We start from the raw sequence: 6,898 nt of genomic DNA on the forward strand, positions 1-6,898 counted from the left end.
AAGACGGCATGACCATGCTCTGCGTAACCCACGAAATGGGCTTCGCCCGTACCGTGGCCAACCGCGTGATCTTCATGGACAAGGGTGAAATCGTCGAACAGGCCGCGCCGAACGACTTCTTCGATAATCCGCAGAATTCGCGTACACGCTTGTTCTTGAGTCAAATCATTCACTGATTCGACTGCCTTACTGGATTTCGACTTTGACAGTTTTTGTCAGGGCTCGTGATAAAAGATCCGTCTCTCCGTTCGAGCCGGTCTTCTGGTTTGGTCACCTTCGGTCACGTGTTCTGCGCTTGGTTTCCTGAGTAATCGGGGAACCCTTTTTATTTGGTGTTTTTATCGTTGCTGGTCTTACGTATTGACTCCGCCCCCAGTCAGCTGGGTTCGCTTATTCACGGCTGGGTTCCAAAACCTCACGCTGAGAGAAATCAATATGCTCGATTCCAAACTATTACGTAGCCAAACCCAGGAAGTGGCGGATCGTCTGGCTTCCCGTGGTTTCAGCCTGGATGTCGCGCGCATCGAATCACTGGAAGATCGCCGAAAAGCGGTGCAGACCCGCACCGAGCAATTACAGGCAGAGCGTAATGCCCGCTCAAAATCTATTGGACAGGCAAAGGCTAACGGCGAAGACATTGCTCCCTTGATGGCTGCCGTTGCGCGCATGGCCAACGAACTTGAGTCTGGCAAAAACGAACTAGACAGCATTCAGAAAGAATTGGACGATATCGTTCTGGCCGTTCCCAACTTACCGGACGCCAGCGTACCAATCGGCTCCGATGAGGACGACAACGTAGAGGTGCGCCGCTGGGGCACTCCGCGTGTGTTCGATTTCGAGATCAAAGACCATGTAGCGTTGGGTGAAATTAGCGGAGGTCTTGATTTTGAGGCTGCAGCTAAGCTGTCCGGCGCGCGCTTTTCCGTCTTGCATGGCCCGATTGCGCGCCTGCAACGCGCACTGGCGCAATTCATGATCAACTTGCACACCTCACAGCATGGCTATGAGGAAACCTACATCCCCTACATGGTTCATGCGTCTGCTCTTCAGGGCACCGGCCAACTGCCGAAATTTGAAGAAGACCTGTTCAAGATCACCCGCGAGGGTGAGGCTGACTTCTATCTGATACCGACCTCTGAAGTCCCATTGACCAATCTGGCGGCTGGGCAGATTCTCGATGCAAAGCGATTGCCCCTCAAATTTGTCGCCCACGGCCCATGCTTTCGCAGTGAGGCAGGTGCTTCTGGCCGTGACACTCGTGGCATGATCCGACAGCATCAGTTCGACAAGGTCGAGATGGTTCAGGTGGTTGAGCCGACGAAGTCCATGGAGGCTTTGGAAGACATGACCGCTTGTGCCGAGCGTGTGTTGCAGGCGCTCGAATTGCCATACCGTGTTTTGGTTCTGTGCACCGGCGACATGGGTTTTAGCGCCGTCAAAACCTTCGACTTGGAAGTCTGGGTGCCGAGCCAGGACAAATACCGTGAGATCAGCTCTTGCTCTAACTGCGGTGACTTCCAGGCCCGTCGCATGCAAGCGCGCTGGCGTAACCCGGAAACTGGCAAGCCGGAGCTGGTGCACACCCTCAATGGTTCTGGGCTTGCAGTAGGACGCACCTTGGTCGCGGTACTGGAAAACTACCAAGAGGCGGACGGATCCATCCGAGTGCCGGAGGTGCTTAAACCTTATATGGGCGGTGTCGATATCATTCGCTAAACGTATATATCTCAACCTGCTTAATCAGCAGGCCGGTCGTCGCGCTACGGTGTCCGCGCCAAAAACCGGCACACGCAAAGCTTGTCAGGTGAAGGTTTACAAAAAACCTCACACAGGCGAAATCGTCGAAACCAAAGGCGGCAACCACAAGACTTTGAAGGAATGGAAAGTGAAGTACGGTGCAGACCAGGTTGAATCTTGGTTGACCAAGTGTTTTTGGTTTGAGTACAAAAGGGCCCTCGAGGGCCCTTTTTGCTGTGTGGGTTTTATTCAGAACCGGTCTTTGCCTGGTCACTGATAAGTTGGGCCAAAATTCGTAATCTTGATGGAGCGAACTCCCAGCGCCTTAGCTGCTTCAAGTAGCTCGTGACGCACCTTGTCTGATTGACGGCGCGGCTCACCGCTTTGATACCAGTCGACCAAGAACTCCAGTTCTACATGCTTGATGCCATTTTTTTCCAAAACGGCTTTCATGGCTGGATACAGCAACTACGCGTTCAGGATGACAGTCCGTAGGTGTGAGCGGGCCACTTCTTATTTTCCAGATCGGAACAAAGACCGACCCCACCCTTTGCAAAATCTGAAAAGGGCGGGGGCCAGGTTCTGGGACATATCGCCCGCCCGGTCGTCACACCTTCTCCCAGGAGCTGGGAATCAGTCCTCCTTGAATCCCGGCAAGCCTTGAGCAGCGCGCCATTCCTTTACGGTTTTGGTGATGCCGGATGCTGAGTCGTCGGCGCCGTCTTCTGGGTAGAAAATCAAGTCTGAACCAGCAGGGTGCTCGCTCACCTCTTCAAAGTGGAACACCAATTCATCTACTTCCGGCTCTGTGCCGTCGTGGTCAATGATGCGCTGTAGCAGGGCTGTGAATTCGCTTTCAGTGTATTCACTAAATGTATTTTTCATGGTTTTTGCCCGTCTTCCCTGTGAATTTCAACGTGGCGTTTTGGAGTGGCTACGGAGAGGTTATCGACATCGTAGACAGCGCCGCCATGTTGGATGTGTTCTATGTGATGAATCTCGTAGCGACCATTCTTGCCGTTGCGTTCTGCTTTTGGCACGAACGGGGAATTGCCCTTGGATAGCCAGCCTTGGTTGGTGGGTTTGAATTGAGCATAAAGTTCTGGATCGTTGGCTACGGCAGTCCAGAGTGCCGCCCTGAAATCATCGAAGCTCTTAAACTTCTGCCCCCGCAACTGATCAGCGATTCTAGTGGGTATGGGCGCACCGAGTCCCGTGCCAGCGCCAGCAAGCCAGATGCCCGATACGTCTTGTCCTTTGCCTGTCACAACGCCCGGTGAATAGCGAGCGCTGATAACGATGTACAGCGGCTGAATGCCAGAGTCCGCTGGGAACACAAGGATGAAGTCTTTGTATTCGTCTGGGTAGATCGGGCTGACGATGATGGTGTCTGCCTGTTCTGTTGGCGGATAAATCCAGATCTGAGGCGCTTGAGGCGCACCCTCTAACGGTGGGATTCCTGACGTGCTGGACGGGTCAACGGCTGGCGTCCAGATCAGGGTTACACCATCGCCAAAGTCCGCCACCTGTTGAGAGCCTTGCTCAACGAATTGCACAACGGGAATCATCTCCCAGTCAGTGCGGTTCTGGGTGTTGTACCCATACCCCTTTAGAGTGCCATCTGCTTGCTGTTCGACGTGAATCCGAACGCGTGTACGGCCTTTCTTGAGTGACTGAAGCTGTTCCTCTGTGTACAGGCTGCTATCGCCCAAGCTGGAAGGCCATAGCAGTGCAACAAAGCCAGCTAAAGCACCGGCTACAACACCAGCAGTAACTATCCCAGTACCAGCGCCCGCACCAGCAGCTCCTGCACCCGTTGCAGCGCTTCCGCCCGCAACCGCCGCTCCAGCGGTGCACAAGCCACCACATGAGGCACCAGCAGTTGCAGCAGCTCCACCACCCAAAAGAAGGGTTCCCAGTGCAGTGGGTAACGCGTTACCACTAATCTTCTTGAGAGGGATGTTCCCGTCTGCATCCGTTTCATTGCCACCAAGAATGGCGAGCTCGCCGTAGTTGCCCACCTTCTCGACAGGGATAAATCCGGCTGGCTTCTTGTGGTCGATCACGCCGTCTGGAAGATCGCAGCTCTTAGCGAACACGCAACCCAAACTGTTTGGCTTGGCTTCTTCTTTGGTAGGGAGGTCTTTGTATTCGGCCCAACGCTGGGCATGGATATCGACAGGCTCTACACCGCTATTGCGGTAGCCCTTCGGCGGGTTGGGTACATAGCCAGACATGCAGCTTCCTTTCGTCCTTGGGAAATCCAGCCCGAGGCTGGGGCAGAATGACGTTACCGGGAAGCTCAATCACTGGCTGTAGGACAAATCCCAAAAGCGAAGTTGAATTTCCTATGTTCTCTGTCATTGCTGGGGTGCGAAGGATATCGGGTTGGGTAGGGCTGTTGAATGGTGGCAGATGGCTATGCTTATACACCAATCATCTTAAAATACTGTTATTAACGCTCTACGCAGTGGCAAACGTGCCGCAGCGATAATGTGTTTGATCCAGTCGGCGTGGCTCAACGGGCATGATCCGTATGCTTATTTGAAGGACGTCCTCACGCGCCTGCCGACACAGCGGGCGAGTGAGATTACGGAGTTGCTGCCGCATAAGTGGGCGCCCGTCTAACTGGCAAGGTGTGCTGGGCTAACTGGCCATCAGACACCAACCGCAAACTATGACGCTCTATGCCAAATCGAGGTAGTAGGTGTAGTAGCCAGTATCTCGAACATAGCCTTGAGCCTCATAAAGTCGCTGAGCGCCTTCATTATCCCTACCGGTCTCCAATAAAATTCCTTTGGCTCCCGTTGAAATCACGAATTCCCTGGCGGCATCCAGTAAAGCTGTACCGACCCCTCGCCCTCTCGCAACATCGGTTGCGTAGAGGTCGTTGAGAAGCCAGGTTCGTCGCGCGGACACTGACGAAAAAGTAGGGTACAACTGCACAAACCCTAGCGTTCCGCCAAGTTCGTCGTGAGCATAAAAAATCGTCGACTCATTGTGGCTTAGTCGCTGGGCAAGAAAATCATGTGACTCTAGAAGGTTGGAGGGTTGCCCGTAGAACCCTCGATACGCATCAAAAAGGGGGGCGAGTTTTTCTACACAGTGGTTGTCAGCGCGGCTAATTTTTACGGCCATGAAATTTACTTCCCTGTTCGTGATCGTCTTATGTCGCCCAATAATACCTGCCTCAACCACTAGATTGGTTGGTATTCATATCCTGCGCGCCATCGTTCTCGGGGTTGGAAGGTGTGTCGGCCGGACGCTTATAATCCAGCGCCTCTTGGGGCAGGATGCTTTCATAAAGAGCTAACCCATTTTCAAGGAAGACAAGTCGATGGAGCGGTGCGAAGTAGCAGTTCTCGGATTGGGTGCGATGGGCGCCGCGACTGTTTATCAATTGGCGAAAGCCGGGGTTAAGGTGATTGGCATAGACCGGCATCACCCACCCCACACCTTAGGCTCAAGCCATGGCGATACGCGGATTACCCGACTTTCGGTCGGTGAAGGTGCCCAATATTTGCCTATCGTCCGCCGCTCCCATGCGCTCTGGCGAGACCTCGAAGCACTGTCCGGTGAGTCGTTGTTTGAACAGTGTGGCGTGCTGGTGTTCAGCTCCAACCCCCGCGATGCCCACGATGGCAAAAACGACTTCACCCAACGCACGATAGGGCTAGCGCAAGCTAATGCGATTGAGCACGAAGTACTGTCGGCTGAGCAAATTCGTCAACGCTTCCCGCAATTTTCTACAGTGCTAGACAACGCTATCGGTTACTTCGAACCCAGTGGTGGCTACCTTCGGCCTGAGCGGTGCATTGCCATACAGCTCAATCTTGCCGAACAACACGGAGCGACGCTGCTCAAAGGTGAAATCGTTATGGGCCTCGCCTCAGACCAAAAAGGCGTGACCATAACCACTGACCAGCGCACGATTCTCGCTGACAAGGTAGTAGTCAGTGCCGGTATGTGGTCACGCGAGTTATTGGGGGCGCCCTTCGACCGATTACTCCGGGTCTGTCGACAGAAGTTGTTCTGGTTCGAGCTGGAAGAAGGCGCACAGTTTGCCGAGGCTTCGCCGACCTTCATCCTCCGGCATGGGCAAACTGAAGACGACATGAATTACGGCTTCCCACCGTTACCTGGCGAAGGCAGCCTAAAAATTGCCACAGAGCAGTACATTGAAGAATCAACGCCCAGCACATTGGATAGAACTGTCTCCGCCGCCGAAGAACGTGAAATGTTCAATACTCAAGTCAGGGGAAAAATTACAGGCGTGACTTCACGGGTGGTCAAATCGGCGGTATGTCCCTACACCGTGACTCCGGATAGCAACTTCATCATTGATGAGCATCCGACCCTGAAAAACACTTTAGTGGTGTCTGCCTGCTCCGGCCACGGTTTCAAACATTCCGCAGCTTTGGGTGAAGCACTGGCTCAATGGTGCATACATGGCAGAAGTGATCTGGATCTATCCGCGTTTTCGCTGAAGCGGTTTGAGGTGCCACTTGCATAGATGGACGCCATCGCCTCAGGCGACGGCGTCAGGATGGTGACATCGACGCGATAGTAGGTAACGGTCAGTCACCCCTGCGCCGCGTATCAGGTTGCCAAGTCAGAACATCGAGTTACCACTAACGGCGTCTTTGGCGAGAACCTCTTCCTGCATCACATCCCAATGCTCAACAAGCTGCCCGTTTTCAACGCGAAAAATGTCCACAGCGATAAGTGGTTTTGGAGTAAGCGTCTGCCAAACCCACCTTCCTGATGCTTACGGCGAGGGCGATGGAGTCCATCTATTGAGATGCCCTCTCCCGTCGGGCAAACTCCGGTTGCTTCATTGGCCGATAACAGGAGTTTACGGATGCCATTTCCACTGACGGAACATAATGCCTTGTTGGCCCTAAAGGGCGTAGGGCCGGCCGTTATCGCTCGCCTTGCGCAGATGGGCATTGACTCGCTAGCTGTGCTCAGCAAAGCGAATGCTTGTGACATCCTAACGTCAGTTTGCAGCCCGGAACCTAGCAATAGGTGATCTGAGAACACTTACACTGGAAGTGACGACACCGATGCCTGACAGCAAAGGCATTGGTGTCTCTTGCCTGCTCTGGCAGTCTGTCGGGGGTCAACTCATCTCTGGAACGAGGTGACTCATGAACGTCAG

General features: G+C 53.8%; 6 protein-coding genes and 4 pseudogenes. 6 read left to right on the forward strand and 4 right to left on the reverse strand.

Annotated features, from left to right (window positions below; all coding sequences use genetic code 11):
• From glnQ to KGB14_RS23040, 3 genes and pseudogenes are all read left to right on the forward strand, one after another.
• A pseudogene (gene glnQ, locus KGB14_RS23030) lies at nucleotides 1–176 on the forward strand (glutamine ABC transporter ATP-binding protein GlnQ); the annotation flags it as partial.
• Nucleotides 177–435: 259 nt separating this feature from the next.
• Nucleotides 436–1,716: a serine--tRNA ligase gene (gene serS, locus KGB14_RS23035; RefSeq protein WP_223488976.1), complete on the forward strand. Its 1,281-nt coding sequence runs from the start codon at nucleotides 436–438 to the stop codon at nucleotides 1,714–1,716.
• Nucleotides 1,717–1,726: 10 nt separating this feature from the next.
• Nucleotides 1,727–1,927 (forward strand): annotated as a pseudogene (locus KGB14_RS23040) (histone-like nucleoid-structuring protein, MvaT/MvaU family); the annotation flags it as partial.
• Between the two features lie 80 nt (nucleotides 1,928–2,007).
• On the opposite strand, the gene KGB14_RS23045 reads toward KGB14_RS23040, so the two are convergent.
• The 3 genes from KGB14_RS23045 to KGB14_RS23055 form a co-directional block, all read right to left on the reverse strand.
• Nucleotides 2,008–2,190 carry a hypothetical protein gene (locus KGB14_RS23045; RefSeq protein ID WP_223488977.1) on the reverse strand — a complete coding sequence of 61 codons (183 nt, stop codon included), beginning with the start codon at nucleotides 2,188–2,190 and terminating at the stop codon, nucleotides 2,008–2,010.
• 180 nt (nucleotides 2,191–2,370) lie between these two features.
• Nucleotides 2,371–2,622, reverse strand: coding sequence for a bacteriocin immunity protein (locus tag KGB14_RS23050; RefSeq protein WP_223488978.1), 252 nt, complete (start codon nucleotides 2,620–2,622; stop codon nucleotides 2,371–2,373).
• Entirely contained in the window at nucleotides 2,619–3,974 is a 1,356-nt protein-coding gene (locus tag KGB14_RS23055; RefSeq protein WP_223488979.1) for an S-type pyocin domain-containing protein, read from the reverse strand. The genes KGB14_RS23050 and KGB14_RS23055 overlap by 4 nt, the downstream gene beginning before the upstream one ends.
• Nucleotides 3,975–4,197: 223 nt before the next feature.
• Here KGB14_RS23055 and KGB14_RS23060 point away from each other — a divergent pair.
• A pseudogene (locus KGB14_RS23060) lies at nucleotides 4,198–4,365 on the forward strand (transposase domain-containing protein); the annotation flags it as partial.
• A gap of 57 nt (nucleotides 4,366–4,422) precedes the next feature.
• Here KGB14_RS23060 and KGB14_RS23065 read toward each other — a convergent pair.
• On the reverse strand, nucleotides 4,423–4,875 hold the full coding sequence (locus KGB14_RS23065) for a GNAT family N-acetyltransferase (RefSeq protein WP_223488980.1): 453 nt from the start codon (nucleotides 4,873–4,875) through the stop codon (nucleotides 4,423–4,425).
• A 199-nt stretch (nucleotides 4,876–5,074) separates the two neighbouring features.
• Here KGB14_RS23065 and solA point away from each other — a divergent pair, with 199 nt between their 5' ends.
• A complete protein-coding gene (solA, locus tag KGB14_RS23070) occupies nucleotides 5,075–6,250 on the forward strand; it encodes an N-methyl-L-tryptophan oxidase (protein WP_223488981.1) in 1,176 nt (391 codons plus the stop codon).
• A 348-nt stretch (nucleotides 6,251–6,598) separates the two neighbouring features.
• Nucleotides 6,599–6,733, forward strand: a pseudogene (locus KGB14_RS23075) (helix-hairpin-helix domain-containing protein); the annotation flags it as partial.
• Between the last annotated feature and the right edge of the window lie 165 nt (nucleotides 6,734–6,898).

It is taken from the genome of Pseudomonas sp. A-RE-19 (genome assembly GCF_019956555.1).
Taxonomy (GTDB): Bacteria; Pseudomonadota; Gammaproteobacteria; order Pseudomonadales; family Pseudomonadaceae; genus Aquipseudomonas.

Bases quoted from the DNA above. Each gene is read 5' to 3' on its own strand.
- serS (WP_223488976.1), top strand. From the start codon at position 436: ATGCTCGATTCCAAACTATTACGTAGCCAAACCCAGGAAGTGGCGGAT.
- KGB14_RS23050 (WP_223488978.1), bottom strand. From the start codon at position 2,622: ATGAAAAATACATTTAGTGAATACACTGAAAGCGAATTCACAGCCCTG.
- KGB14_RS23065 (WP_223488980.1), bottom strand. From the start codon at position 4,875: ATGGCCGTAAAAATTAGCCGCGCTGACAACCACTGTGTAGAAAAACTC.
- KGB14_RS23045 (WP_223488977.1), bottom strand. From the start codon at position 2,190: ATGAAAGCCGTTTTGGAAAAAAATGGCATCAAGCATGTAGAACTGGAG.
- KGB14_RS23055 (WP_223488979.1), bottom strand. From the start codon at position 3,974: ATGTCTGGCTATGTACCCAACCCGCCGAAGGGCTACCGCAATAGCGGT.
- solA (WP_223488981.1), top strand. From the start codon at position 5,075: ATGGAGCGGTGCGAAGTAGCAGTTCTCGGATTGGGTGCGATGGGCGCC.